The following is a 26919-nucleotide window of genomic DNA, read 5'->3' on the forward strand; positions in this document are numbered from 1 at the left end:
GATGCACGCTCCTTTTTGGATATTATGGTTTATCTTGATTCTCTTAATGGAATATCGGGATTTTTATCCTGGAACCATCTTAGAGCAAAGTCGTTTTGGAACAGAAGAACCGGGCGCTTTAGCTGATCATAGACAAGCATATTACGAATGCTATCTACCTTGTCTTCCGGATTATCTGTTTCAATCCAACGTGCATGCTGGTGAGGCATTGTATCGAATTGAATATCAACATTGTACTCACCTTTCATGCGGTATTCAAAAATCTCAAATTGGAGACGTCCGACAACGCCAATAACAATTTCGTCCCAGTGTGCGGTCCGATAAACTTGAATGGCACCTTCTTCAGAAAGCTGTTGCACACCTTTGTAGAAGTGCTTTTGCTTCATCGCTTTTTGTGCCCGTACTTTCGCGAAATGCTCAGGTGGGAATGTTGGTAAAGCTCCGAACGAATAAACGTTTTTAGAGCCTACGAGCGTGTCGCCAATTTGATATGTTCCTGAATCATAAAGACCGACAATATCTCCAGGGTACGCTTTTTCAACATTACCTCGGGAGGAGGCAAAGAAAAGTTGGCCTTGAGAGAGCTTCAAACTTTTACCTGTGCGCTCAAGCCATGCTTCCATTCCTTTTTCAAAAGTACCCGATACAATTCGTAAAAACGCAACGCGGTCACGGTGAGCAGGGTTCATGTTCGCCTGGATTTTAAAGATAAAGCCTGAGAATGTTTCTTCATCGGGCTTTACTTCGCCTTCAGAGCTCTCGCGAGGAGCTGGGGAAGGAGCAAGATCAAGAAAGTGATTTAAGAATGTTGGAACACCGAAGCTTGAAATCGCACTTCCGAAGAAAACTGGTGTCTGCTTCCCTGATTGCAATGCTTCTTCACTATAAGTTGCACCTGCTTCATCAAGTAGCATGACGTCTTCTTGAAGTTGATTAACAAGATCTTCGCCAGCTTTTTCTTTAAGGACGGGATCATCTAAATCTGAGATTTGGATCGCCTGTTTATTGTCGCCTTCTGTATCGTAGAATTCAACGGCTTTCTGATGACGATCGTAAACGCCCTGGAACGATTGACCAATACCGATTGGCCAGTTCATAGGGTAAGATTCGATGCCAAGAACTTCTTCAATTTCTTCAAGTAGCTCTAAAGGCTCACGGCCCTGACGATCCATTTTGTTTATGAACGTGAAAATTGGAATACCATGCTCACTAACAACTTTAAAAAGTTTCTTTGTTTGAGACTCAACACCTTTTGCAGCATCGATAATCATTACAACGCTGTCAACGGCTAGAAGCGTACGATACGTATCTTCACTGAAGTCTTCGTGTCCTGGTGTATCCAGAATATTAATCGTGTGTCCCTTGTAGTTAAAGTTCATAACACTCGATGTAACAGATATACCACGCTGTTTCTCGATTTCCATCCAGTCAGACGTCGCGTACTTGGATGATTTTCGTGATTTAACTGTTCCTGTTGAACGGATCTGACCGCCAAGGAACAAAAGTTTTTCAGTCAAAGTCGTTTTACCAGCATCGGGGTGAGAGATGATCGCAAAGGTCCGTCTCTTCTTTATTTCTTCTTGTAATTCTTTATGGTTACTCATTATGTCAATTAGTCCTTTCAATATCACTTCTTATGTAATATAACATATTCTTACGGTTGTTCCTATTGCGTGAAGGGTACGAAAATAGTGAGAAAGGATTCGATGAAAATAGATCGAAATGAATAGCGAAAGGGGAATGAGCGATATGAGTGGATTTGAAGGATTTTTAGATGATTTCCTATCAAGCTGGCGGAACTCTTCGTTAGATGAAATAAAGTATAAAATAAGCGATACGTATGAGGCGAGAGAAATCTCAAGCCAATCTGAGCTATATGATTTTGGGTATGAGGAGTCGATTCAAGGCTGGGATCAAGCTTTTTCGGCTTTTCAAAAAGACAGAACGAAGTGGGTACTAAAGAAGCTCGCTGTCACTCCAATTCGACGAAATGAAATGCTTGCGATTATTTTTGCTTCTATTGAGGTAGATGGCAAACAAAGTGAAACTGGGAGTGTCTTTTTTGATACTTTTCGAAAAGGGGTACAAGGGAATTGGAAGCTTGTGAGAAGTTACATTGAAGCTGGGGTTCCGATTGAACACATCGCAGCGTTTCAGACGGAAGAAAAATAGTTAATACATTTGAAGCTCCTGATAAACGGATCCGTTTATCAGGAGCTTTTTTGTGTAGAGAGCTTGTTATGACTCATTAGGCACTTGCAGGTACCTATATTACACCAAAGTGCGTACTTACATAAAGACTTGGAAGGTTGCATAATCAGTTGTACAGCTGAGAGAAAAGACGTCTTTCTACTCGGCACTTAAAAAATTTCAAGGAGGAATTCGCTTTATGAGTTCTCAAACACATACAATGTCACACTCGAAAGAAAAATCTAGTGGTACTCTAGCCCTTTTAGCGCTCGCGATTAGTGCATTTGGAATTGGAACAACCGAATTTGTTCCTGTTGGCCTTCTTTCTTCTATTGCAGATGACTTATCGATTTCGATTACACTTGCTGGCTTATTGATTTCAGGTTACGCCATTGGAGTAGCAATTGGTGCTCCCGTTCTAACTGCTTTAACTGGAAAAATAAATCGGAAGACACTCCTCATGTCATTAATGGTCGTTTTTATCATTGGTAACCTTGTAGCGGGAATATCCACATCCTTCGGTTTACTACTCGTTGCACGGTTTATTACAGCATTTTCACACGGGATTTTCTTCTCAATCGGTTCAACGATTGCAGCAGATCTCGTTCCAGAAAATAAGCGGGCAAGTGCGATTGCCTTTATGTTTACAGGATTAACCGTTGCAACCGTAACCGGTGTTCCGCTTGGTACATTCATTGGCCAAGCGTTTGGGTGGAGAGCAACGTTCCTTGGTGTCGCTCTTCTTGGTGTGATTGGGATTATCGCAAGTGCGATTCTCGTACCGAAGGATTTAAAAGAAGCACCGCCAGCGAAATTTAGTGAACAGGTGAAGATCTTAACGAATGGAAAATTACTCTTAGCATTTGCGATTACAGCACTAGGTTACGGTGGTACGTTCGTTGCCTTTACGTATTTAGCTCCGCTACTTGAAGATGTAACAGGACTTAGCGCGAAATTTGTTAGTGTGATTTTACTAGTTTATGGTGTTGCCGTAGCGATTGGAAATGTCATTGGTGGGAAAGCGTCGGATAAGAACCCATTAAAAGCACTGTTTTGGATGTTCGTGATGCAAGCAATCATTCTCTTTATCATGACATTTGCCCTTCCATTTAAAGTGGCTGGAATAATTTCGATTTTCTTCATGGGTTTGTTTGCCTTTATGAATGTTCCTGGTTTGCAAGTACTTGTAGTGAATCTTGCTGAAAAATATGTACCATCTGCCGTTAACGTGGCATCCGCGCTTAATATCGCTGCGTTTAACGTTGGTATAGCGATTGGCTCATTTGTAGGTGGCATCATCGTTGATTCCATTGGTCTGATTCACACTCCGTGGATTGGCGGCATTATGGTTGTCGGAGCGGTTGCGCTTACGGGATGGCTACGAGCTATGGAGAGAAAAGCATAGGGGAATGATGTAGAAAGTTCTTTAGTATTCAAACCTATCTATTTAGCGTCTAAAAAATTTAAGTCAATCTTCATCCAATTTCCGCATTTCGTATTACATTAGTTTGCTAGTGAAGGAACAATTGAATGATTGCTGAACAAAGCGATCCCTACCACGAATATAGTGGTAGGGATCGTTTATTCATTCATACTGACTTAAGCCTTTTTTAAACGCAGCAAGATGATTTTTTGAGGCATCACCAAGCCTTGTCATAACGGTTTTGACATCCTGCGGCAGGTCGGGTAGATCCGCTAATTTCTCATACATGGCTATGTTGTCAACTTCTCCTTGAACGCCAGATTCGAACGCTTTTTTTAACGTTTTGGGGGTGGTTGTATACTGGCTAGCATTATTTTCGGGCGCGGTTATGTTATACCTTGTAAATAAGGGGAGAAGAGCTGTAATGTGCCTTTGCTCAGCCATTTTAATTTGAGAGAAAGGTCTTATGTCACCGAATTCTTTGATGATAGCATCATATCTTGCCTGTGCCAGATACTCATCCTGAATCGCATACGTTAAGGCTTCCTTCAATGTAATGGAAGAGTCTTGTAGTGCTCCTTTTGCACCGTAGTCTTCTGGAAGAGCTTCTGCATTCGCTTCAATAAGATTGAAGTTGAAGAAAATGAAGCTGATGATCGCAATAATCGCTACTTTTTTCAATTTGCTCACCTTGCCTTTTTGTTGATTAACCTTCCTACAAAAGAGGAGTTTTATGTAATTTTTAATTGGTGAAGTCATTTTGTTTGATTTCCCTTAAAGAACAGCATATGATCTTAACTGTAAAGTGTTAAATTACAGTAGGAGGAACAGTCGTGAGCAAACGTATATTAATGGTTGTTACAACCGCAGATACAATGAAAGAAGGACATAAGACAGGTCTCTGGTTATCAGAGTTTGGGGAAGCGTATATCGAATTTGAAAAGCTTGGCTATCAAATCACAGTAGCTAGTCCGCTAGGCGGAAAAGCGCCTGTTGATGATCGCAGTCTTGAAGGTGGAGAAACGCCTCAAGAAATTCTCGATACTGCCAAATACCTTGAAGATACAGTGAAGCTCGAGAAAATCATTGGCGCGTCTACTTTTGATGCGATCTTTATGCCTGGTGGGCACGGAACAATGTTTGACCTTCCGGAAAACGATAAGCTTCAGCACTTGATTCGTGAGTTCTATGAATCAAACAAAATTGTTGCTTCTGTCTGCCATGGTCCCGCTGGACTCGTTGGCGTAACTCTTTCAGATGGTAAGCCACTTGTTTCAGGTAAAACGATTACGGCGTTTACAGACGATGAAGAAAGAGAAACAACGCTTGATCAATTCATGCCTTTCTTACTGGAAACTCGTCTTCGCGAACTTGGTGCTGACTTTGTTACAGAAGATAACTGGTCAGATCACATGCAAATAGACGGTAATTTAATTACTGGTCAAAATCCGCAATCAACTACTAGTGTTGCGAAAGAAGTAGTCGAGAAACTTAGCTAATGATTAAGATCCCTAGGAGATAGATAATATAAACGAAAAGGACTCCGAGTTTCGGAGTCCTTTTCGTTTATATTTTTTACTCTTTATCTTTGTCTTTTTTCTTACCGAAAACCTTTTTAGTAGCACCTTTAAATACATTAGAGGCCGTATCAACTGACTTACCAACGACTTTGTTCCCTGTTTTACTCACATTTTTAACAAAGTCTGTTGAAGCGTCAGCGGCTTTCCCTACAAGACCGCCTTCTCCGCTAACTGACTTGACAATATCGTTCGCTGTGTCAGCGGATTTATTCACAAGATCACTTGCGGTTTTTGATGTCTTCTTCACAATATTATCTTCTTTCGTTGAATTTCTCTCAGACATCTCAATCCCCTCCTTCGCGAATTTTGATACAACACTATGCTATGAACGGAATGGTATAAATATGATTTTCAAGTAAAACGTCATTTGAATTTGGAATTTTCTCCACCTAACTGCGAAAAGAGGAGGTATTCGTTAGGAAGAAGTGGAAGAATTATTGAACGACCATTTCTATAAGGAAGTGAAAGGATATATGAATCATCAGTTGGATGTACGTGGGTTATTAAAGGGCATTGCCATATGGGAAGTAGTATTGTTTCTTCCGGCTATTTTGTTGTTTTCTTATCTGCCTGATGATCGACTGATCGACATCTTTATTAACGTATTTATTTTCTTTGGTTGTACAATTGGTCTGTTTACGATATCAAGGTATGTTCAGCGGTTTGTGAAGAGAGGATAATAAATTACTAAAAAGGAGGATGCGCATAGTGCACATCCTTCTTTTTAGTAGTCTATTCGATTCTTATGCTTTTCCCAGCTTTGAAAAGGTTCGTTCTTCTCATCCATTTCAATATGGTGAAACGGAATGGTTCTTTGTTCAGGTTTTTTCTCAATTTCGTTATAAATCACGGCATCATCAAAACCAGCGTCAGCAGCTTCATTTCTCGATGCAGCAAAATATACACGGTCTGGGCGAGACCAGTAGATTGCTCCAAGGCACATCGGGCAGGGCTCACAGCTTGCGTAAACAACACAGCCTTCAAGCTGATGCGTCCCGAGTTTTTGACAGGCGTTTCGTATTGCGACAACTTCTGCATGGGCAGTAGGATCATGATCCGTTGTCACTTGATTGAATCCTTCGCCTATAACAACGCCATTTTTGACGACGATTGCACCAAATGGCCCGCCGTTATGTTCAGTTACGCTTATAGATGCTAGCTGGATTGCATGTGTTAACCAATCTTTCTCCGTCATTTCATCACACTCCTGTACACTAATAATTAGACATATTCCACAGCATTCCCTATCTGATCAAATAAATTTCCATACAGGAGATTGGAATGTTAAGGCGAAGTGTTTTCTTAACGACTAAAGAGCGAGGGGGGAATTTTTGATTAATGTTATAACAAAATAAGGAGGGAATGAGAATGGAGCTATTAATCCTTGGTGGAACACGTTTTATTGGAAAATATGTAACAGAGAGAGCTTTAGAGAATGGACATACGGTTACGCTATTTAATAGAGGGACTAATAAGCAGCAATTTTCAGAGGTTGAAACGATTATCGGAGATCGTGATGGAGATTTATCCAGTCTAGCGGGAAGAAAGTGGGATGCCGTAATTGATACGTCAGGGTTTATTCCGAGAACAGTGAATAAATCGACGAAGCTTTTACAGGATAGGGTTAACCATTATACATATATATCGAGTGTTTCAGCTTATCAAGATTTCGGAGAAAAGCCATGTACAGAAAGTTCGCCTCTTCAGGAAATCTCAGATACGGAAGCGGAACGTATAACGGCAGGAACAGCTGGACCGATTTACAACGAGCATTATGGTGCACTAAAAGCGAAGTGTGAAGCTGTTGCAGAAAAGAATTTGAGTGGCCGGGTTCTTCATATTCGACCTGGACTCGTCGTAGGGCCGTATGATTATTCAGATCGCTTTACTTACTGGGTTAAGCGAATTCACGAGGGTGGTGAAGTTCTAGCGCCAGGAAACCCTGAGCGTCCGGTACAATTCATAGATGTGCGAGACCTTGCTGATTGGGTATTGCGAATGACGGAACAAAGGGTCGCGGGCGCGTACAATGTGACCGGGAGAGAAAGAATGAATACAATGGGGGAAGTGCTTGCGTCATGTAAAAAGGTGAGCGGAAGTAATGCGGTTTTTCGTTGGGTAAACGAAGAGTTTCTTCTTGAAAATGAAATAGCGCCGTGGACTGAATTACCGCTCTGGCTTCCTGAATCAATGAGCGCAGCTGAGACGAATATTGATCGGGCGCTTCGTGAGGGACTGAGCCTTCGTCCTCTTGAAGAAACGATTCACGATGTTTTAAACTGGCTACCCATTCGAAATGATGAGAACCCATTCAAAGCTGGACTTACAAGAGAGAAGGAGAAAGCCCTTTTACGTATGGCAGAATCACGATGAGTTTTCCCCTCCGAAAATGAGGCGATCTTAACCGAGTGAGTTAAAAGGACAGAGCCTGGCGGCGATCCGTCAGGTTTTTGTTGTTATGCTAGAATAATCTATTGGATGTAGTTGAACGATGTGAGGGAAGAATACTCGGTTTCATCAACGAAACAGAAGGAGGTCAAGATGATATCATTTCTTCTTACTTTAAAGAGGATGTTGTCAGCATTATGGAAAGCGATAAAGGATAAAGAATTTCAAGTTCTTTTCTTTCTTACAACGATTACACTCGTCTCAGGAACAATTTTCTATCACACTGTCGAAAGCTGGTCCGTGTTAGATTCGCTTTACTTTAGTGTTGTTACGCTAACAACTGTAGGGTTTGGGGATTTTAGTCCACAAACCGATTTTGGGAAAATTTTCACGATCATTTATTTATTCACAGGAGTTGGTCTAATTCTTGGATTTATTAATAAGCTTGCTTTACATATGGGAAGAAGTAAAAGGAAACAAGATTAATAGATAGTGATGATAAAGGGAGGGCTCAACTGGAAATGAAGTTGGGCTTTTTTTATCATTCATTAGGACGCACTCAATGCGGAGTTTGATTCCTTGCGTTATAACGAATACAAGCATATAATACAAAACGTAATGTTTACGATTTGTAAAAAGCGAGCTATTGGTATAGGTTGTGGATAATTGCTCTATGCACGGTGCCAAAACGAATAGCATAAATTAGAATAGATGAAGGGATGAATTAGGTTGGCTAAGAAATCGAAAGTAGTAAAAGAACAAAAGCGGCAGGAGCTCGTCATGAAGTATGCTGAGCTACGAAATGAATTGAAGGCAAAAGGAGATTTTGAAGCGTTACGAAAGCTCCCACGTGATTCATCACCAACACGCTTGAATAATCGGTGTGAAGTAACTGGTCGTCCGAAGGGGTATTTAAGGAAATTTAAAATGTCTAGAATTGCGTTTCGTGAATATGCTCATAAGGGGCAGATTCCTGGGGTGAAGAAGTCAAGCTGGTAAAAGGGTAGGGGAAGATATGGAGTGCAATGAACATTTGTTGAAGATGCTCGTTCGTGATATCGTGGCGAAGCTCCCTGAGAAGGAGAAAGCCCTCTATCAGTTCATCGATGAACTGGAAGTTAGGTTAATACAATCAGCGGCTACACCGGATCAATACCTTAACCTTCTGAAAAAGTATTCCCCATATCATGAAGCAGCTAATGAGTTTGGTATCTCAGCTTATAAGGCGAGAACAATGATGCATCGGATTGAATGGAAGATTGCCGCAAGATTGGATGAAAAGCTTCAGCGTATGAAATGGTTGGAGCAACCTTCAAGTGGAAAAAGAGTCATAAAAGGTTATCTTACGTTCTAAATGAAGAGAGGCAGCTCGCAATCGAGCCGCCTCTCTTTTTCATTAGGAACTACAGTGATTTGAAGTAGGTACAAACCGTTTCAATTCCTTTTGTGAAATTATCAATGTGAAAATGTTCATTTGGAGCATGCAAGTTTTCTGATGGTAAGCCGAAGCCCATAAGGACGACGGGTGCTTCGAGAACGCGAGCGAACACTTCTACGATTGGTATTGATCCCCCTTCTTTAGGGAAGAGAGCGCGCTCGCCGTATACTTCTTCATAAGCATCGGCCGCTTTTTGAATCATAGGATCATTCGAATCAAGCGAGACTGGGCGTGCTTGAATAAATTGATTAACGGTCATCGTAGTACCTGCAGGTTGATGCTCGAGCAGGTGTTTTTCAATTAATTCGTAGATGTGCTGAGGATCCTGCTTCCCAACGAGACGACAGCTAATTTTACCAGTTGCTTCTGATGGAACAATCGTCTTAATTCCATCACCCTGGTAGCCACCTGAAATGCCGTTCAATTCGAGCGTCGGACGAATGCCTGTCCGTTCCTTGAAGGAGAATCCTTTCTCACCAAATAAGGAAGTTAGTCCGAGCTCTTGCTTCATCGCTTCATCATCAGATGGAATACGAGCAATCTCTTCTCTTAATTCTTCTGTTAGTTCTGGTACCCCTTCGTAAAATCCTTCAACAGCAATGGATCCATCTTCGCTATGAAGACTATCGAGTAGCCGAACAAGGGAATGAACCGCGTTTGGAACGCCGCCACCATAAACTCCTGAATGCAAATCAGTATTCGCTGTTTTCACCTTCACCTCCATCGCAAGGGCGCCGCGTAGAGACGTACAAATGGCAGGTAATCCTTCTTTAATAAAAGAAGTATCTGAAATCACAACCGCGTCAGCAGCGAGCTTATCAGTGTTTTCTTCAATAAAAGGTCCAAGATGTGGACTTGCGATTTCTTCCTCACCTTCTATACAGAACTTCACATTGACGGGTAGCTTGCCATCTTCTTGCATCAGCAGTTCCATCGCTTTGATATGAATAAACAGCTGCCCTTTGTCATCCGTTGCACCGCGGGCATATATCTTATTATCACGAATAACGGGTTCAAATGGCGGTGTTTCCCAAAGTTCGAGTGGGTCAGCAGGCTGTACATCATAATGGCCATAGATAAGAATTGTCGGTTGATCTTCCGCATAAAGCCAGTCGGCGTAAACGATCGGATGGCCGTCTGTTTCGATGACTTCAATGTTTTCCATGCCAGCTTTTTCTAAAGAATTTGCGACCCACTCAGCCCCTTTTTGAACGTCTGACTCATGGGTGGGAACGGCTGAAATACTTTGGATTTTTAGAAATTCTTCTAGTTCGTTAAGAAACGCATTTTTATGTTGTTCGATGGCTTTTTGCATATAGGTTTTCCTCCTCTATTATGTTGTCCTTATTATAGTCGAGTGTGGCTTATTTTTACATTGAAGCGTATTATAATGATGGATAAAAAAGGTAAACTGATAACAGTGCTTTGAATTTAAGATTAAAATTATTACATTCACATTAATCAGTTGTCATATTGAGTGAGTCTAAATACCTCCATGTGGAATCGATTCCTGATACGAAAGAACTATTTATTTTTGGTTTGGAAACCTTTTCAATACACGATTGCAAACCGCTTTCTTTTCTGTGAGAGTAGGGTTTACGTATCAAAAGTTGTGTATGAAATGTGACTTTTCGAGCTTGTTGACGTGTTCACATATTTTCCATACAGTTATGGCGAACGAAACAATCAACTAAAATTTTGAGGAGTGTGGCAGATGGGGAACGTGAAAAAGTCTTCTGTTTTTAAGGGGATTGCACTATCGACAATTATGCTAGTAAGTGGATTTGCAGGTACACCATTAACAACGAATGCAGCTGAAAATGAAGCTGAAACAGCTGTATGGTCACGTCAAGATGCGCAGGATTATGACTTATCAAAAGATAACACTGCACCTAACATTGACAATGTAGATGAAGTCGCTCCAGACTATTGGGTTTGGGATACATGGCCGCTACGTAACCGTGATGGATCAATTGCTCAGATAAACGGTTACCAGGTTGTTTTTGCACTTACAGCATCTAGAGAATATACATGGGGTGGCCGACATGACGAAGCTCAAATTCGCTACTTCTACTCGAAGAACGGGAAAGATTGGAAGATGGGCGGACTTGCTTATGATTCAGAAGATGCACTAGGTGCTCGCCAATGGGCAGGATCAGCTATGATGGATGACGATGGAAAGGTACACCTTTTCTATACAGCAACTGGACGTAAAGGCGAAGAACAAACAACATTTGAACAGCGTCTTGCGAAAACTACGTTTGATATCGAAGCAGATAAGAAATCAAAATCTGTTGAACTAAGCAACTTTGGCGAACACGAAATTCTTGCTGAAGCAGACGGTGAGTACTATGAAACGCAAGAACAAAAAACTGGTAATATCATTTATTCATTCCGTGACCCATGGTTCTTCCAGGACCCTAAGACAGGAAAAGAATACTTAATCTTTGAAGGAAATACAGCTGGAGACGACAAGTCACTTGATCCAGAAAACATTGGCGATGCTGATTTCCGTTCTTCTCACGATGTACCAGCTGGCGCTGAAGATTACAACGGGAACGTTGGGATTGCTGAAGCACAGAATGAAGATCTAACAGACTTTGAATTGCTTCCACCACTACTTGAAGCAAACGGTGTTAACCAGCAGCTTGAACGTCCTCACCTTCTTGTTAAAGGCGGAGACTACTACCTCTTCACAATCACACATAAATTTACGTTTGCTCCTGGATTAACTGGTCCTGATGGTCTTTATGGCTTTACGAATGATTCTCTTCGAGGAGACTACGAGCCGCTTAACGGCAACGGTCTTGTTGTAGCAAACCCTGAAGATGATCCTTTCATGACATACTCTCATGCAGTTATGCCGAACGGTACAGTTATTAGCTTTGTAAATGAGTATCGTGATGAAAATGGTGAGCTTCAATATGGCGGTACATTTGCACCAACGCTTAAACTTTCGATCCATGGTAACGAAACAAAAGTAAACGGCGCACTTAAGCCAGGGCAAATCATGCCATCACACTAAAACTGGGAAACCAGACTAAAGGAGACTTACAAACATGAATAAGTTTTCAAAAACAGTAGCGACTTCCGTACTCGGATTCGCTACCCTGTTTTCAAGCTTTGCTCCGGCAACAGGCTTTGCGGCTGAGAGCGAAACGTCGAACTGGACAAGAGAAGATGCAGCAAAGATTGTGCAAAACAAGGATAATACAGCACCTGAAATTAATACAAAAGATCTTGAGCAGATTGCGCCAGATTATCATATCTGGGATACGTGGCCTCTTCGAAAAAAGGATGGCTCCATCGCAACTGTGAACGGATATAAAGTGATCTTCTCACTGACAGCACCAAGTGATGTATTGCCTGGTAAGCGTCATGATATCGCTGAAATCCGCTATTTCGTTTCAAAGAATGGTAAGGACTGGGAGCTTGGTGGAACTGTTTTCAATGAAGAACAGGCACTAGGTTCACGTCAATGGGCAGGTTCTGCCATGATTGAAGACGGCGAAATCAATTTCTTCTATACGGCAACTGGTCGTAAAGGCGAAGAGCAATTGACTTATGAACAGCGTCTTGTAAAAGCTTCTGCTGATGTGGATGCATCGAAAAAAGGAGTCGAATTTACAAACTGGTCTGATCATGAAGTGATTCTTGAGCCAGATGGCGAATACTACCAGACAATGGAACAAAGTAAGCAGGGCGACATCGCTTATGCATTCCGTGATCCATGGTTCTTCGAAGATCCTAAAACAGGCGAAGATTATATTTTGTTTGAAGGAAATTCCGGAGGCACGCCTGCAGAGCGCTCGGTTGAACAAGAACACATTGGTTCTGAAGACTTCGCTACTGTAGACGAAGTACCAGAAGTATCAAAGCTCTTTAACGGTAGCATTGGTATCGCAAAAGCAGAGAACGATGACTACACTGAGTTTGAAATCATGCCTCCGTTGATGGAAGCGAACAGCCTGAATCAGGAACTTGAGCGTCCGCATATCGTGACAAAAGGGAATAAATATTACCTTTTCACTGATACGCACAAGAACAAATTCGCTCCTGGAACGAATGGTCCAGATGGTCTCTATGGCTTCGTATCAAACTCTCTAACAGCGGACTATGAACCTCTTAACGGTAGTGGTCTTGTTGTAGCGAATCCAGAGAATGAACCATATCAAACGTACTCATGGATGGTAATGCCGAATGGCACAGTGGTTAGCTTTGCGAACTTCTATGACCTAAATGGCTTAACGATCGATGAACTTGGAGCGCAATCAGAGCAGTACCAATTTGACCACTTTGGTGGCACACTAGCACCATCTCTTAAACTTTCCATTCATAATGATGAAACGAAGATTGTGAAAGAAATGGATGCTGGCGTATTTAAATAATCTTTTATGGTAACTGTCGGGGGACACACTTCGGCAGTTACTTTTTTATTCAGAGATATCCTATTCGTAAACTCGATGGACAGGAGAGCTTGATACGATGAGAAAATGGTTGCTAGCTGTCGGAGCTATCTTAGTAATCGGCATAATTATACTCATAATGAGCTGGAATGAAAACAATGAATCTTCCAGGCAAGACGAAGTAAAAGAAGCGGGGATCCTAGAAGACTACAATCAATCGTATCGACCCCAATTTCACTATACGCCGATGCAAAACTGGATGAATGATCCAAATGGAATGGTCTTTTTTGAAGGACAATACAATTTATTTTATCAACATAATCCTTCTGGAAATGAATTTGGCAACATGGGCTGGGGCCATGCGGTTAGTGAGGACCTTTATAACTGGGAAGAGAAGCCAATGGCGCTAGAGGCGGATGATCAGGGAATGATTTTCTCGGGTGGTGCGGTCTATGACGAGAACAATACGAGCGGTCTTTTTAAAGAAGGAAAAGGGGGTCTCGTAGCGTTCTATACAATCGCTGGTGAAGAACAAACTCAGGCGCTTGCTTATAGTGAAGATGGTGGCGAAACATGGAAAAAGTACGGTGGTAACCCAATACTTCCGAATCCAGGAATCAAAGATTTTCGAGATCCAAAAGTGATCTGGCACGAGGAGTCTGAAAAGTGGATCATGCTTCTCGCTGCTGGAGATAAAGTTATCTTTTACGGTTCGGATAATTTGATCGATTGGCAGCAGCTTAGTGAATTTGGTGTCGATCAGGGAGCGCAGGGTGGCGTTTGGGAAACACCAGAGTTATTTAAACTACCTGTCGATGAGGATTCGGAGAATGAAAAATGGGTGCTACAGGTGGATATGAATCCAGGCAGCATCGCCGGCGGATCCGGTGGACAGTATTTTATCGGTGATTTTGATGGAGAGACGTTCACGAGAGAAGGCGCAAAAGAAGACATTAACTGGGTCGATTATGGCACTGATTTCTATGCGGCTCAAGCCTTCAGCAATCATGAAGGTAATCCGATTTGGATGGCGTGGATGAGCAATTGGAAGTATGCGACTGATTTGCCAACGGATCCGTGGAAAGGGGCGATGTCTTTACCACGTCAGGTTTCTTTGAAAGAAGTGAACGGAGAAACGCGTCTTATCCAAGAGCCTGCGGGTGAGATTGAGTCAAATCGTTCTAAGAAGTTAGTGGATTTATCGGATAAAGAAGTGGAAGGTCGAATGCCGCTTGATGATTTTAAAGCAGATACGTATGAGGTGATCGCTGAATTTGATTTAGACACGTCAGGTGAATTCGGCTTCCGCGTTCGAAAGGGAGATGAAGAGGAAACGATTGTAGGTTATGACTCCAAGAATAATCTCGCGTTTGTTGATCGGCAAAATAGTGGCGATACAGGATTTCATGAACAGTTTCCTGGTGTGTATCGAGCTCCGCTTGAACCAACGGAAGATGGCAAAGTGAAGCTCCATCTTTTTGTTGATCGCTCTTCCGTTGAATTGTTTGTGAACGATGGAAAGCGTGTTATGACAAATCGGATCTTCCCATCTGAGGAAAGTGATGGTTTTGAGATCTATGCGATGAATGGCAAAGTGACACTTGATTCTTTAGAAGTGTATAAGCTTGATTCTTCGTGGAAAACGGGTGGGGAAGAGTAAAGGTTACATGTTGAGAGCGGTCATCTGCGATAAAGATGACCGCTTTTTCGTATTGGAGACTTCTTGTTGAGAGGTGAATCTCGTTATTTCCGCGAATTCTGGAATATATCCGCGATATTTTATTTTATTCCGCGAAAAACGTGATTTTTCCGCGATATTCTTAATTATTCCGCGAAATGCTCGATAATCGAAAATAAATTGGTCCATAGAAGGGGTTTCCTTTTCTTGGATTGGGGTACAAATAGCTATCTTGTAAATAATGGGGGATGTATGGAAATGGAATCATCATTTTCAAATTCAGAACAGCAAAAGTTTGTCAGTACTCTTCAGTCATTCAAGGAAAACCGTCAGAATCCAGTTGTGTTAGAAGAACTATTATCAGACGCTGCCGTTCTCATTGACCAGAATAATCTCGAATCCCTTTATCAACTCGCTAGTGACTATGATAAGGCGGGCGTTTTTGAAGGTGGACCATGGGAAGAACCTCGTAAATTACAACCGCCTCTTGTAGGGGGATCTTTTAAAATAGACGGAAACTATTCGATTTTTGAAGTACTAAGTGAGCTTCGTATGCTTGCGATTGCGAAAGAGGAATATACTCATCCAGATGTTTCGAGCGAACAGGCTCGCACTTTTCTAAACAAAGTCATGGCGCTAAATCTCCAAATGATTTTCCCAGCTGAGACGGAGGAAGCAAGAATCAATCAAGGTCAAGAACAAAAGAGGGGCATGAACCTTTTTCAATTTTTAGCTGAAAAGATGTCGCTCGGATCGCTGTCGGCTACGTTTGTGGATGAAATTGATCGACTAACCGCACAGCGCCCGATCATGGTAAAGCGAATTAAAGAAATGATCGGTTACGCTGAAAATCTCTTGTCTTCAGAGGACTTAAGCACAGAAGGACGCGCGAGCATTCAGCGCTATCTCGATAGCGTGCATGCTCCGACGGAACTGAGTCAATCCTATCCGGACTTTATGGACTATCGCGATCAATTCAATGCGTTATCTGAAATGGAGAAAGAGTTAGAAGCGGAACGGTTCGCTGATGTCATGCGTGATACAGGTCTCGTTTCTCCCATTCACGCACAGCTTGCTCGTACCCTTGCTGAGGAGGACGCTTCTCATCTACTCGTCCTCACGCTTGGATTAACTGAAAAAGGTGAAGCTAATTTAAATGAGCATTTTTCTTTAGTAAAAGAGCTCATTTTACTATCCATCTATCCTGTCACAGCTCAGTCCCTCTATGGACTTGCGCGCATGCTTGAGCGTGGGGTTTTATCTTCTCCTCCGGTAATCCCAGGGCTTGAAAGGATCATTGAAATCGATATGCTAGCAGAAGTAGAAAAGGATTTAATGGCTTCACGGAATCATCCTGATGATGTGACGCCTGTAGGGATTTTACTTTCAGGTCTACTGAGTGTGCTAGGGCAACCGCTTGGCATTGGTCAGGGGATGAATCCTACATGTCAATCTGCGCGAGGAATCAGCCTTTGGTCACAGCATGACCCTGGATTCCTTCTAGAACTTGTCGCAAGAGCGTGTCGTGATGGTGAGGTTGATATTTCGTTTGAAGGGGCTGAAATCAATTCTTCTCTCATCTTAGGAGGTCTAGCTCCGGATCTTCACAAAGAACTTGATGCCGTTTCACTTATACTCGTTCCGCATCTTGATCGCGTTTACGATGAAATGATGAAGCGCAGTGCCCTTCGTGGGGAAGATGGTCATAAATTTGTGAATCCAGAATTTTACGGTCAGTGGATATCCAAAGAGTTTTCTTCTGTTATCAATCCAGTTACTGGTGGCGTGTCAGATTATGAGCAGTTTGCTCGGCTTTTTTACGCGACGCATCATCCAGACTACAACGCAGGACATCAGCTCATTTATCCAAACCCGGTCGGAATTTTCGTTACGACGGCTAATGCGGACTTACTCGGGTTGCATGCCATTTCGATTCAACGTATTGCTGCGGATTCATCCGGACAAATGAGAGTTTATTTCTATAATCCGAACAATGATAGCGGTCAAGATTGGGGGCAGGGCATTAAGTCAACGGTTCGGAATCACGGCGAAGAGGAAGGGGAAGCGAGCCTTCCATTTGATCAATTCCTTTCACGTGTTTATGCCTATCACTATAACCCAAACGAGATGGGCGATTTAGCGGTCGTTCCAGATGAATTGATTGATCGGGTGACAACTCTCGCAAAAGAAAGCTGGGGACAGAAATATCAGTGGGCAGATTTAACGAATCCGTTTTTAATTTAAAAGGTTGATGGGTTCCCTTCTTCTTCATAGAAGGTGGACCCTTTTCTTATTAAGGGGTAGAGTAGAGAGAATAGATGATTCACTAATTAGGAGGTACATAATATGGAAGCAAAACTAGTGATTGATGCACGCGCGATACTTGGAGAAGGTCCTTGCTGGGATGATCAAAGCCAGCTTCTCTATTGGGTGGATATTGAAGGGAAGAAGGTTCACGCCTACAATCCAATGACCGCAGGCAATATTGAGACGCAACAGGAGCAAATGGTTGGCACAATTGCTCCGCGAGAATCAGGCGGACTTGTGATGGCGATGGCCGGTGGCTTTTATGCGATGAACCTTTCTACGGAGAGCGTTGAAGCAATCACCGATCCAGAAAGTCATTTACCAGATAACCGATTTAATGATGGCAAGTGTGATCCTGCAGGCAGGTTTTGGGCAGGTACGATGCACTTAGAAGGGTTAAAAGGAGAAGGAGCGCTTTATTGCCTTGATGAAAACCTTGAGGTGACGAAGAAAGTTGATCATGTGAGTACATCAAATGGTTTGGCATGGTCACCTGATACGCGCTACATGTACTTTATTGATACCCCAACGAAAAAAGTTGTCCGCTATGATTATGATTTTTCTACAGGTGATATTCGTAATCCCGTTGAGGTGATCACCATTCCAGACGGAGAAGGCATGCCGGATGGGATGACGAGCGATGAAGAAGGGAATCTATGGATTGCCCACTGGGGTGGGTCCAAGGTAACGAGATGGAATCCTGATACCGGTGAGCGACTGCTAGAAGTAAGCGTCCCTGCACTGAATGTAACATCATGTGTATTTGGTGGAAAAGAGCGGAATGAGCTCTACATTACTACCGCTAGAACAAATACGAGTGAAGAAGAGCTAAAGCAGTTTCCGTATGCAGGCGGAGTGTTTCGAGTGAAAACAAATGTGATAGGCAGTCGAACCTACTCGTTTAAAGGTTAATCCTTTTCCCTTCCTTCTTGTTTAAAAGTCTTCTATAATAGTAGGAAAATAATAGAAAATGAATAAAAAAAGAAGGGGAGGCTGAGTGTGAAACTAAAATCACTCATCGCAATGGGGCTTTTTTTATTGCTGCTTGCGGGTTGTTCGGATCAACCATCAGCGGTTGATGCGTTCGATACATATGTTAAGGACTGGAATAAACAAGAATTTAGCAGCATGTATAAGAAGTTATCACCTGCTATGCAAAAGGAAATATCAGAAGAAGACTTTGTTGATCGCTACAAATCTATTTATGGCGATGTAGAAGTCGAGGATTTGAAAGTTACTTTTAAGAAACCGGAAGAAGAGCCTGAGCCAAATGATGAAGGAGAAGTGACGTTTCCTTTTTCAGTGTCGATGCAGACACTAGCTGGCGAAGTTTCGTTTGATAACGAAGCAACGCTAGTCCTGACTGAAGGAGACGACGCTGATTCTTACGGTGTGAACTGGAATCCTTCGTTTATTTTTAAAGAATTGAAGGAAGGTGATGAGGTCGCCATTCGTTCTTCAGTTCCGGTTCGTGGTGAATTGACCGATCGGAATGGAGAGGGCTTAGCGATCAATGGTACGGTTAAGCAAATTGGCGTTGTGCCGCAGGCCATTGAATCTGATCAAGAAAAGATTGTGAATGAGCTTAGTGATGCGTTGAAGGTGAGCGTAGCGGATATTGAGAAAGAGCTTAATCAGGGGTGGGTGCAGTCTGATCCAACACAATTCGTTCCGCTAAAAAGCGTGATGGAATCAGAGGAAGAGTTACTTGCTGAAGCAAGTGAGATTACAGGCGTTCAGATAAACAATACGACTGAAAGAATCTATCCTTTTGGTGAAAGTGCTGCACATTTAACAGGCTATATTCGTCAGATGCAGAAAGAAGATCTAGAGAAGTATGCAGGAAAAGGGTATTCCAGCTATGAAAGCATTGGAAAGGCTGGCCTCGAGCAAGTGTATGAAGACGAGCTTCATGGTGTAACGGGCTGGTCGATTGAAGTAAAGGGAGCGGATCCTGAGAAAGTGATTGCCAGTAAGGAAAAGGTTGATGGCGAGAACATTCAAGTTACGATCGATGGCACTGTCCAACAGAAGTTGTTTGAAGAGCTTGGAAAAGAACCGGGAACTGCGGTAGCGCTCCATCCAACAACAGGTGAGACGCTTGCATTAACAAGCTCCCCTGCCTATAATCCAAATGATTTTACACTTGGGTTTGACGAAGGCGAGTATGCGAAGTTAGCTGATAATAAGGATCTTCCTTTTTCAGCGAAGTTTAATAAAACGTATTCACCAGGCTCGACGATTAAGCCGCTTACTGCCTCGATCGCACTACGAGATGGGGATTTAGATCCGAATGCAGTTGAGAAAATTGATGGTTTGAAGTGGCAGCCAGACTCAAGCTGGGGTGGATATAAAGTGACGCGCGTGAAGCCTGCAGATCCGGAAGTAAACCTTGCAGAAGCGCTTATGCATTCGGACAATATTTATTTTGCACGTAAAGCGCTGGATCTTGGCGCAGATAAGTTCCAGAAAGGATTGGAGTCGTTCCAGGTTGGTCAGGAAGTTGAGCTTCCTTTCCCAACTGAAAACTCTTCGATCTCGAACGGTGGGCTCGATGATAATGACATTCTTTTAGCTGACTCTGCCTATGGACAGGGGGAGCTACAGATTTCTCCTTATCAGTTAGCGATGACCTATACGACGTTTGCGAATGATGGCGTGATGCTGAAACCGACGCTTCGAACGGGAGAAGACGAGTCAGCGGAGGAGTATGAAGTGATTTCTCCTGAAATCGCCTCGATTGTGAGCGATGATCTTGGGAAGGTGGTTTCTGATCCTGAGGGTACCGCTTATGATCCAGTGGTTAAAGGCATTTCGCTCGCTGGTAAGACAGGAACGGCTGAGTTAAAAGCGGCAGGCGAAGAAGAAGGCCCAGAAAATGGACTGTTTGTTGCGTATAATACGGACAAGAACGACTTACTTGTCGCGATGATGGTCGAAGGTGCCTCAAGTCACGATATTACAGGCAAAGTAAAAGACGTTTTCGCTGAAATGCAGTGATGTTGGATGGACTTTGGCTGGCTGATCGCCGTTTATTGGCCAAATTCCTGATATATTGGCTAAACTGAGATTTTATTGTCCAAAACGCGAATATATTGTCCAAAATCAACTTTTATTGGCCAAACATACTAAAGCCTCGATTCTCACACAGAATCGAGGTTTTTTTCTGGAAAAGTAAGGAATCTTAAAAGGAATTCTCGGCACTCTCATGGAAAGTAATAAGGATAAGCTAGATTCAATCGAAAGGGGGGTGTCGAACGATGCAGCATAATGATCTTTGTATGATAGATCGATTAGAAGGGTTCACGCCTGAGGTTAGTAGATTGGTTTCGATGATGAATTACGCTAGATATACGACGGAAGAGACGATAAAAGGATTAACTACCGAACAGCTCGATTTTCACCTTGATGAAAAGAGCAATTCAATCGGCATGCTGCTACAGCACATGGCTTCGGTTGAAAAGGCGTTTCAAATTATGACATTTCAAGAGCGAGAGTTAAATGACGAGGAATGGGAGGAGTTTGGGACAGGGATTGAGCTTGGAGAAAAGGCAAGATCAGTCATTCGAGGGCGCGATCTGGATGATTATTGGAGTGAGCTCAGTCTTGTGCGTGCTCATACGCTGGATCACCTGCGAAAGAAGGACGACAAATGGCTCGAAAAAGTCACACCGTTTGGTTGGGATGAAAAGGCTAACCATTATTTCAAATGGTTTCACGTGATGGAAGATGAAATTAGTCATCGCGGGCAAATACTCTTAATTAAAAGAAGAATAAAGAGTTAGAGGTGAAACAAAGTGCATAATGGAACACTGATGACAATACGAGACAAAGCATTATATGTAGAAGTGCATGGTTCAAAAAATAACCCGCCTCTTCTTTATCTACACGGAGGACCAGGAGAGAGCTGCTTTGATTTCTCTTACCATCAGACGGATCGACTGAAAGAGAATTTCAGAGTGATTGCGATTGATCAGCGTGGCGTTTGCCGTTCAGAAGCGGTGATTAATGATGAAGAATTTGGCTTGATGGATTTAATCGAAGACTGCGAAGCGATTAGGAAGCAATTTGAATTAGAATCGTGGTCAGTGCTCGGTCATTCGTTTGGTGGCTATCTTGGTGTCCTCTACGCCAGTCTTTATCCTGAATCAATTGATCATTTACTGCTTGAATGTCCGACGTTTGATTTTACGTTAACATCGAGAAGCTTGTTGAAAAAAACGAGTGCGCTCTTAGACAAATATGGGGAGCATCAGAAAGCAAAAGAGAGCTTAGAAATCGCCAAGGATTCTGATATTAAGAATCGAGAGCTTGCAGAGGTTTATGGAACATACAGTGATTACCTTGAAGAGAATCGAATGGAAATATACATTTACAATTCGAACGAGCCTACAGACTATAGCTATTATAGTGAGGCGAAATGGGATGAGCTTTATGATAAATCAGAAGTTCACTATAACCTGTTAAGAGAAGAAGGAGAAATCTTTCATTCACTCATTCCACATCTATCAAAGCTTACGATGCCAACTCTCTTATTAACAGGAGAGCACGATCCTGTGACATCTGAAGAACAGATCGACGCTTTCAAGAAGTATGTCGAAAATGGGGCAATCTATCATTTTGCAAACAGCGGCCATACTCCCCATGATGAGGAAGCCGATCACTTTGCTCACGTTATAACTCAATACATAGGTGATAAAAGAGGAGAATAGACACATGTTTACATATCAAATTAATGACGATCTTTACCTAAGAATGTATTCGCTAGAAGATGCAGAAGCACTTTATCATTTAATCGATGAATCAAGAGATTACTTGAAAGAATGGTTAGCGTGGGTTGATTACAATACAGATATTGAGGCTTCCCGAGAGTTTATTCAAAGTACGCTAAAAGGCGTTAGTGAAACAGGAGGATATCCGAAAACGCTCGGCATGTTTTATAAAGGTGAGCTTGCTGGAACGATTGGGTTTAATGAAGTGAATCGAACTCATCAGTACGCGACAATTGGATACTGGCTAAGCGAAAAGTTTCAGAAGAAAGGCATCGTAACGGAGGCGTGCCGTGGGATTATTAATCTAGGATTTAATGAAATCGGGCTCAATCGGATTGAGATTCGTGCGGCCTCAGGAAATAAGAAAAGCCAGGCGGTTCCAGAACGACTAGGTTTTACGAAAGAAGCGGTGGTACGGGAGGCGGAGCTCGTTAATGGACAATTCTATGATCACATTGTGTACGGAATGCTAGCGAGAGAGTGGTTAACAAAATAAAAAGAGGCATAAAAAAACTCCAGGGGAGAGAATCCTCTGGAGAAATTAAGGTAGATCAACTTTCCTCATTAAATACTCTAGTTCTTCCATTGTGCACTCATAGAGCTGTTTATCTTTTAATTTATAAATTCCACGGTCTAATAGACGTTGAATGAAGGACTGTTTTTGTTTAGGATCTTGCTCGGCAGTGCTTAGGTGTGACACGTTTCATTCCTCCTGTTAAGTATATCCAGGTAATATGTTCCACTTTGGGTCCATGCTCAAACCTTAATGAGCACATTTCTAAAAAAAGGATAAAGCGCTTTCGTGACGAATGCTAGATGATAACGATTAGGGGGGATACGATATGGCGAAATATGACGTACTACAAGGGGCAGAGCCTTTTTACTTTGAAGGGAATCACATTGGTGTACTTGTTCTCCACGGTTTTACAGGTTCGACGCAAAGCATGCGTTATCTTGGGGAGCAATTGGCTTCAGAAGGGTATACGGTTTGTGGTCCGAGGTTGAAAGGTCACGGTACTCACTATGAAGACATGGAGCAGAGTACATATGAAGAATGGATCCAGTCTGTTGAAGATGGTTATCAATGGTTAAACGAACGATGTGAGGAAATCTTTATTACAGGCCTGTCGATGGGCGGCACGCTAACGCTTTATTTAGCTGAAAAACATCCTGAAGTGAAAGGGATCATGCCGATTAATGCTGCGATCGATTTACCAGGTCTTGAACAAATGAGAGGAAAAACAGAGCCGCGTTTCCTTGATGCAATTGGATCAGATATTAAAGCGGAAGGTGTCGATGAGCTCGCATACGAGAAAACGCCTACGAAGTCGATTCAAGAGATTCTTGCTTTAACCGAGATTACACGAAAGAGGCTTGAAACAATATCGGCGCCGGCCTTAATTTTTAAATCACTAGAAGATCATGTCGTGCCGCCAGAGAATTCGACGATGATTTATAATGAAATAGCTTCATCGAGTAAAGAAGTAATCGAACTAAAAGATAGTTATCACGTAGCGACGCTCGATCATGATAAAGAGCTAATTGCAGAGAAGTGTAAAGCATTTGTGAAAGCTCTTCTATAAAGGAGGTTTTAAGATGGAAGTCAGACAGCTAACAGCGGATGACGCTGAAGCTTATTGGGAACTTCGGTTAGAAGCGTTAAAGAAAAATCCAGAAGCATTTGCCTCAAGCTATGAAGAGGCGATTCAAAAAGATGATCCGATTAAAAGTACAGCGAGAAACATGGAATCTGGTGCCACTTTTGGAGCTTTTGATCAAGAAAAACTAATTGGTGTGATCACTTTTGTCAGAGGCAGAGGCATCAAGGTTCGTCATAAAGCTGATTTATTTGCTGTTTACGTGACGCCAGAATATCGTGGCAAAGGGGCAGGGAGAGCACTTCTATCCCGCGTGATGGATTATGCGAAAAGTCAGGATGCTCTCATTAAATTAAGCGTTTCAGTTGTATCTACGAATGAACGGGCTAAACATCTGTACAAAAGCTATGGCTTTAAAACCGTTTACATTGAAGAGAAGGCCCTTTATGTTCAGGGAAGGTTTCTAAACGAAGAACATATGGTGCAATACTTTTAAGAACTAGCAGACGTCACGATGACGTCTGCTTTGTTGTGAAATCTTCATTATAAAGAGCAACGCTGTAGGGAAAGAGCTCAGCTGTCATCATTCCATCTCGAACAGCGGGATCACTTTTCATAAGCGCTTCTGCTTCTTTTTCAGAAGAAACCTGAATGACAACAATTCCAAAAGAAGAAGGGTCGTTGTTTAACGTTCTGCCAGCCATAATGAGCATATTATTCTTCAACAGCTGCTGAAGGGCATGGAAGTGCTCTGATACAATACTGTTCTCTTTGTCAGTCCAGTTGCTTTCTTCTAGTAGTTCGGGAATGAGCGTTAGCTTGTATAGAAATTGTTTCATTTGTAACCTCCATAACTGGCAAATCAGAGGCACAAGGCTCTTCTGATTAAAAAGTCACCATGTATAGTTTGTTTCTCCATTAAAGAAAGAAATCCTCTATTTTGGGGAAGGTTGTGCTCGCAATTACTAGAAATATGAACAGAAAAATAGCTAGAAACGCTTCATAGCTTAAATTTTTTAAGTCGAACCACTGTTTCCTCTTTCAGAGCAGTGGTTTTTTTGTGCTTCGGTAACGAAATAAAGCAAAAAAGTGCATAACTTTCTGTTTTTTTTACCGTTGAAACGCTTACAGAACACAGTATAGAATATTAAACAGACATTAAAACGCATACATAACTGTGCGGATTATTTTGATTCCGCTTACAAAAAGGAGAGGCAGCAATGAGTTTATTTACAGTCGGTTCATTTCTATTTTTTACTGGTATGGTAGCCGTGATCTCCTACCTAGTGACAAGAAAGGAAGATTTAGCAACACAGGATGGATATTTTCTAGGAGGAAGAAGTCTAGGCGCATGGGTCATTGCAGGTTCATTGATGCTGACGAATCTTTCAACTGAACAATTAATAGGTTTGAATGCTCAAGGGTATTCAGACACTATTGCGGTTATGGGGTGGGAAGTTGGTTCAGCAATCTCACTTGTGATCGTCGCTTTCTTCTTATTGCCACGGTATCTTAAAGGTGGTATTACGACGATTCCGGATTTCCTAGAGGAACGGTATGATTTTGGGACTAAGCAAATTGTTACCATTCTCTTTCTTTTTGGATATGTTTTCAATTTGCTCCCACCTATTCTTTATTCAGGGGCGGTGGCGCTAAATGGACTTTTCAATATTCCGGAAGTTTTAGGTCTTGGTCGAATGGCAAGTCTTTATGTAACCGTTTTTGCAATCGGAATTATTGGTGCGATTTATGCGATCTTCGGTGGTCTTAAAGCCGTTGCTGTATCAGATACGATTAATGGTATTGGTCTTTTAATCGGCGGGTTAATGATCCCGATTATCGGACTGTATGTGCTTGGAGATGGTTCGGTTCTTGGAGGATTTAGCACGATTGTTGAGGACTCTCCTGAGAAATTAAATTCGGTTGGTGATAAAAACAGTCCAGTTCCGTTTGGGACGATGTTTACGGGGATGCTTCTTGTTAATCTATTTTATTGGGGCACGGCTCAGCACATTATGCAGCGAGCGATTGCAGCTAAGAATTTGAAGGAAGGTCAAAAGGGCGTCTTGATTGCTGCTTTCTTAAAGCTACTTGGACCTGTGTTTCTTATTTTACCTGGAATTATTGCCTTTAATATGTTTGGACCGGGTCTTGAACCTACGGATGCATATCCAATGCTAGTGAATGAAGTATTACCAAAGCCGCTTGTTGGCTTCTTCGCAGCAGTGTTGTTCGGTGCAATTTTATCATCTTTTAACTCGGCTCTAAATTCATCGGTGACGCTCATTGCTCTTAACATTTATAAACCTTATTTTAATCCGAAAGCGCCGGACAATATAGTTGTACGAATAGGAAAATTCGTTGGAATTATTCTCGCTATTTTTGCAATGTGTATCGCTCCAATGATTGATAAAGTTCCTCAAGGATTCTTTCAATATTTACAAATCGTAAACGGTTTCTATAACGTGCCGATCTTTACGATTCTCATTGTTGGGTATTTAACGAAACGTGTCCCTTCGATCGCAGCGAAGGTTTCTCTGTTTGTTTTCATAGCGGTCTATGCGACAACTCAACTTATTTGGGATACAGGAATTCACTTCTTGCATATTCTTGGTATTTTGTTTGTGGCTTGTACGATTCTGATGCTCGTGATTGGAAAAATTGCGCCACGTGATAAGGACTTTGTACTTGAAGAGAATGCGCAGGTAGAAATGTCTCCATGGAAGCTTCTGTATCCTGTAGGTATTGCAGCGACAGTAGCGATGATTATTATTTATACGTTGCTTTCACCAATTGGCATCATTTCGTAATGTTCCATTGGATTTCCATTTGATATAATAGGAACAATGTCAAATGGAATGAAGGATGATGTGGGATGAGTAAGGCGAATGAGCCAATCGAATCGCTATATCACAGCGTTTACGAATCATTAGAAAAGCTACAAAAGGAAGTAACTGAGCAAGAAGAGAAGCTGGATCTTGTGGACCCAGCTGATATAGAGAAGCTTGATCGCACACAGTTTGCACTGCAATTGTCCAAGGATGTTCTTGAGAATTTCGTAGCTTCAGGGAAAAGCATGACCATTAATTATGACAAACGCTCGATTACAATTGAAGTAGCGAAATAGAACAGGACCGCG

At 42.2% G+C, this 26919-nt stretch carries 28 protein-coding genes; 21 read left to right on the forward strand and 7 right to left on the reverse strand.

From position 1 onward, the window contains the following. Positions 1-29 precede the first annotated feature (29 nt). Positions 30-1604, reverse strand: a complete 1575-nt coding sequence (locus AC0VYO_RS04720; RefSeq protein ID WP_430243669.1) for a peptide chain release factor 3 — start codon at positions 1602-1604, stop codon at positions 30-32. Between the two features lie 145 nt (positions 1605-1749). Here AC0VYO_RS04720 and AC0VYO_RS04725 point away from each other — a divergent pair, with 145 nt between their 5' ends. Both AC0VYO_RS04725 and AC0VYO_RS04730 read left to right on the forward strand, forming a co-directional pair. Beyond that, positions 1750-2172 carry a flavoprotein gene (locus tag AC0VYO_RS04725; RefSeq protein ID WP_475368508.1) on the forward strand — a complete coding sequence of 141 codons (423 nt, stop codon included), beginning with the start codon at positions 1750-1752 and terminating at the stop codon, positions 2170-2172. Positions 2173-2389: 217 nt separating this feature from the next. After that, positions 2390-3595, forward strand: coding sequence for an MFS transporter (locus AC0VYO_RS04730; protein ID WP_430243666.1), 1206 nt, complete (start codon positions 2390-2392; stop codon positions 3593-3595). A gap of 180 nt (positions 3596-3775) precedes the next feature. Here the strand turns inward: AC0VYO_RS04730 and AC0VYO_RS04735 are convergent, their stop codons facing one another. Then, on the reverse strand, positions 3776-4303 hold the full coding sequence (locus AC0VYO_RS04735) for a DUF2202 domain-containing protein (RefSeq protein ID WP_475368509.1): 528 nt from the start codon (positions 4301-4303) through the stop codon (positions 3776-3778). Between the two features lie 143 nt (positions 4304-4446). Between AC0VYO_RS04735 and AC0VYO_RS04740 the strand changes: the two genes are divergently transcribed. Then, a complete protein-coding gene (locus AC0VYO_RS04740) occupies positions 4447-5112 on the forward strand; it encodes a type 1 glutamine amidotransferase domain-containing protein (protein ID WP_475368510.1) in 666 nt (221 codons plus the stop codon). Positions 5113-5188: 76 nt separating this feature from the next. Here AC0VYO_RS04740 and AC0VYO_RS04745 read toward each other — a convergent pair whose 3' ends face one another. Next, positions 5189-5476, reverse strand: a complete 288-nt coding sequence (locus tag AC0VYO_RS04745) for a hypothetical protein (RefSeq protein WP_194220463.1) — start codon at positions 5474-5476, stop codon at positions 5189-5191. Between the two features lie 142 nt (positions 5477-5618). On the opposite strand from AC0VYO_RS04745, the gene AC0VYO_RS04750 reads away from it, so the two are divergent. After that, the gene (locus AC0VYO_RS04750) at positions 5619-5873 is read left to right on the forward strand and encodes a DUF6007 family protein (RefSeq protein WP_475366708.1); all 255 of its coding nucleotides are present in this window, start codon (positions 5619-5621) and stop codon (positions 5871-5873) included. Positions 5874-5917: 44 nt separating this feature from the next. On the opposite strand, the gene AC0VYO_RS04755 is transcribed toward AC0VYO_RS04750, so the two are convergent. Beyond that, positions 5918-6388, reverse strand: a complete 471-nt coding sequence (locus tag AC0VYO_RS04755; protein WP_430243655.1) for a nucleoside deaminase — start codon at positions 6386-6388, stop codon at positions 5918-5920. Between the two features lie 173 nt (positions 6389-6561). Here AC0VYO_RS04755 and AC0VYO_RS04760 point away from each other — a divergent pair, with 173 nt between their 5' ends. The 4 genes from AC0VYO_RS04760 to AC0VYO_RS04775 all read left to right on the forward strand — a co-directional run bounded on the left by AC0VYO_RS04760 (position 6562) and on the right by AC0VYO_RS04775 (position 8935). Further along, on the forward strand, positions 6562-7566 hold the full coding sequence (locus AC0VYO_RS04760; protein WP_475366710.1) for an SDR family oxidoreductase: 1005 nt from the start codon (positions 6562-6564) through the stop codon (positions 7564-7566). Positions 7567-7734: 168 nt separating this feature from the next. Continuing rightward, positions 7735-8067: a potassium channel family protein gene (locus AC0VYO_RS04765; RefSeq protein WP_194220467.1), complete on the forward strand. Its 333-nt coding sequence runs from the start codon at positions 7735-7737 to the stop codon at positions 8065-8067. A 243-nt stretch (positions 8068-8310) separates the two neighbouring features. Then, positions 8311-8580 carry a 30S ribosomal protein S14 gene (gene rpsN / locus AC0VYO_RS04770; protein WP_404682878.1) on the forward strand — a complete coding sequence of 90 codons (270 nt, stop codon included), beginning with the start codon at positions 8311-8313 and terminating at the stop codon, positions 8578-8580. Positions 8581-8623: 43 nt separating this feature from the next. After that, positions 8624-8935 carry a hypothetical protein gene (locus AC0VYO_RS04775; protein ID WP_475368511.1) on the forward strand — a complete coding sequence of 104 codons (312 nt, stop codon included), beginning with the start codon at positions 8624-8626 and terminating at the stop codon, positions 8933-8935. Positions 8936-8984: 49 nt separating this feature from the next. Here AC0VYO_RS04775 and AC0VYO_RS04780 read toward each other — a convergent pair whose 3' ends face one another. Continuing rightward, the gene (locus tag AC0VYO_RS04780; protein WP_475366711.1) at positions 8985-10334 is read right to left on the reverse strand and encodes a dipeptidase; all 1350 of its coding nucleotides are present in this window, start codon (positions 10332-10334) and stop codon (positions 8985-8987) included. 399 nt (positions 10335-10733) lie between these two features. Here AC0VYO_RS04780 and AC0VYO_RS04785 point away from each other — a divergent pair, with 399 nt between their 5' ends. The 9 genes from AC0VYO_RS04785 (at position 10734) to AC0VYO_RS04825 (ending at position 22678) form a co-directional block, all read left to right on the forward strand. Continuing rightward, on the forward strand, positions 10734-12044 hold the full coding sequence (locus AC0VYO_RS04785) for a glycoside hydrolase family 68 protein (RefSeq protein WP_430243647.1): 1311 nt from the start codon (positions 10734-10736) through the stop codon (positions 12042-12044). 34 nt (positions 12045-12078) lie between these two features. Then, positions 12079-13407, forward strand: coding sequence for a glycoside hydrolase family 68 protein (locus AC0VYO_RS04790; RefSeq protein ID WP_475366712.1), 1329 nt, complete (start codon positions 12079-12081; stop codon positions 13405-13407). Between the two features lie 97 nt (positions 13408-13504). Then, entirely contained in the window at positions 13505-15085 is a 1581-nt protein-coding gene (locus AC0VYO_RS04795) for a glycoside hydrolase family 32 protein (protein ID WP_475368512.1), read from the forward strand. 225 nt (positions 15086-15310) lie between these two features. After that, positions 15311-17347, forward strand: coding sequence for a ferritin family protein (locus AC0VYO_RS04800; protein WP_475368513.1), 2037 nt, complete (start codon positions 15311-15313; stop codon positions 17345-17347). A 102-nt stretch (positions 17348-17449) separates the two neighbouring features. Then, positions 17450-18322 (forward strand): SMP-30/gluconolactonase/LRE family protein, encoded by an 873-nt coding sequence (locus AC0VYO_RS04805; RefSeq protein WP_303530210.1) that lies wholly within the window; start codon positions 17450-17452, stop codon positions 18320-18322. A gap of 87 nt (positions 18323-18409) precedes the next feature. Continuing rightward, positions 18410-20410, forward strand: coding sequence for a penicillin-binding transpeptidase domain-containing protein (locus tag AC0VYO_RS04810; protein WP_475368514.1), 2001 nt, complete (start codon positions 18410-18412; stop codon positions 20408-20410). A gap of 260 nt (positions 20411-20670) precedes the next feature. Continuing rightward, a complete protein-coding gene (locus tag AC0VYO_RS04815) occupies positions 20671-21195 on the forward strand; it encodes a DinB family protein (protein ID WP_475366716.1) in 525 nt (174 codons plus the stop codon). Between the two features lie 30 nt (positions 21196-21225). Then, the gene (locus AC0VYO_RS04820; protein WP_475369041.1) at positions 21226-22122 is read left to right on the forward strand and encodes an alpha/beta fold hydrolase; all 897 of its coding nucleotides are present in this window, start codon (positions 21226-21228) and stop codon (positions 22120-22122) included. 4 nt (positions 22123-22126) lie between these two features. Then, on the forward strand, positions 22127-22678 hold the full coding sequence (locus tag AC0VYO_RS04825; protein WP_475366718.1) for a GNAT family N-acetyltransferase: 552 nt from the start codon (positions 22127-22129) through the stop codon (positions 22676-22678). Between the two features lie 45 nt (positions 22679-22723). Here AC0VYO_RS04825 and AC0VYO_RS04830 read toward each other — a convergent pair whose 3' ends face one another. Next, positions 22724-22882: a Fur-regulated basic protein FbpA gene (locus AC0VYO_RS04830; RefSeq protein WP_404682866.1), complete on the reverse strand. Its 159-nt coding sequence runs from the start codon at positions 22880-22882 to the stop codon at positions 22724-22726. Between the two features lie 142 nt (positions 22883-23024). Between AC0VYO_RS04830 and AC0VYO_RS04835 the strand changes: the two genes are divergently transcribed. Both AC0VYO_RS04835 and AC0VYO_RS04840 read left to right on the forward strand, forming a co-directional pair. Beyond that, the gene (locus tag AC0VYO_RS04835; protein ID WP_475368515.1) at positions 23025-23765 is read left to right on the forward strand and encodes an alpha/beta hydrolase; all 741 of its coding nucleotides are present in this window, start codon (positions 23025-23027) and stop codon (positions 23763-23765) included. 13 nt (positions 23766-23778) lie between these two features. Then, positions 23779-24276: an N-acetyltransferase family protein gene (locus AC0VYO_RS04840; RefSeq protein ID WP_475368516.1), complete on the forward strand. Its 498-nt coding sequence runs from the start codon at positions 23779-23781 to the stop codon at positions 24274-24276. A 13-nt stretch (positions 24277-24289) separates the two neighbouring features. On the opposite strand, the gene AC0VYO_RS04845 is transcribed toward AC0VYO_RS04840, so the two are convergent. Next, the gene (locus AC0VYO_RS04845; protein WP_430243632.1) at positions 24290-24619 is read right to left on the reverse strand and encodes a YciI family protein; all 330 of its coding nucleotides are present in this window, start codon (positions 24617-24619) and stop codon (positions 24290-24292) included. 381 nt (positions 24620-25000) lie between these two features. On the opposite strand from AC0VYO_RS04845, the gene AC0VYO_RS04850 reads away from it, so the two are divergent. After that, a complete protein-coding gene (locus AC0VYO_RS04850; RefSeq protein ID WP_475368517.1) occupies positions 25001-26590 on the forward strand; it encodes a solute:sodium symporter family transporter in 1590 nt (529 codons plus the stop codon). 65 nt (positions 26591-26655) lie between these two features. Next, the gene (locus tag AC0VYO_RS04855) at positions 26656-26907 is read left to right on the forward strand and encodes a hypothetical protein (protein ID WP_430243630.1); all 252 of its coding nucleotides are present in this window, start codon (positions 26656-26658) and stop codon (positions 26905-26907) included. The last annotated feature ends 12 nt before the right edge of the window (positions 26908-26919 follow it).

The sequence above is a fragment of the Anaerobacillus sp. 63XJN7_4_ISO-PGPR-S23-413 genome, from assembly GCF_056173725.1.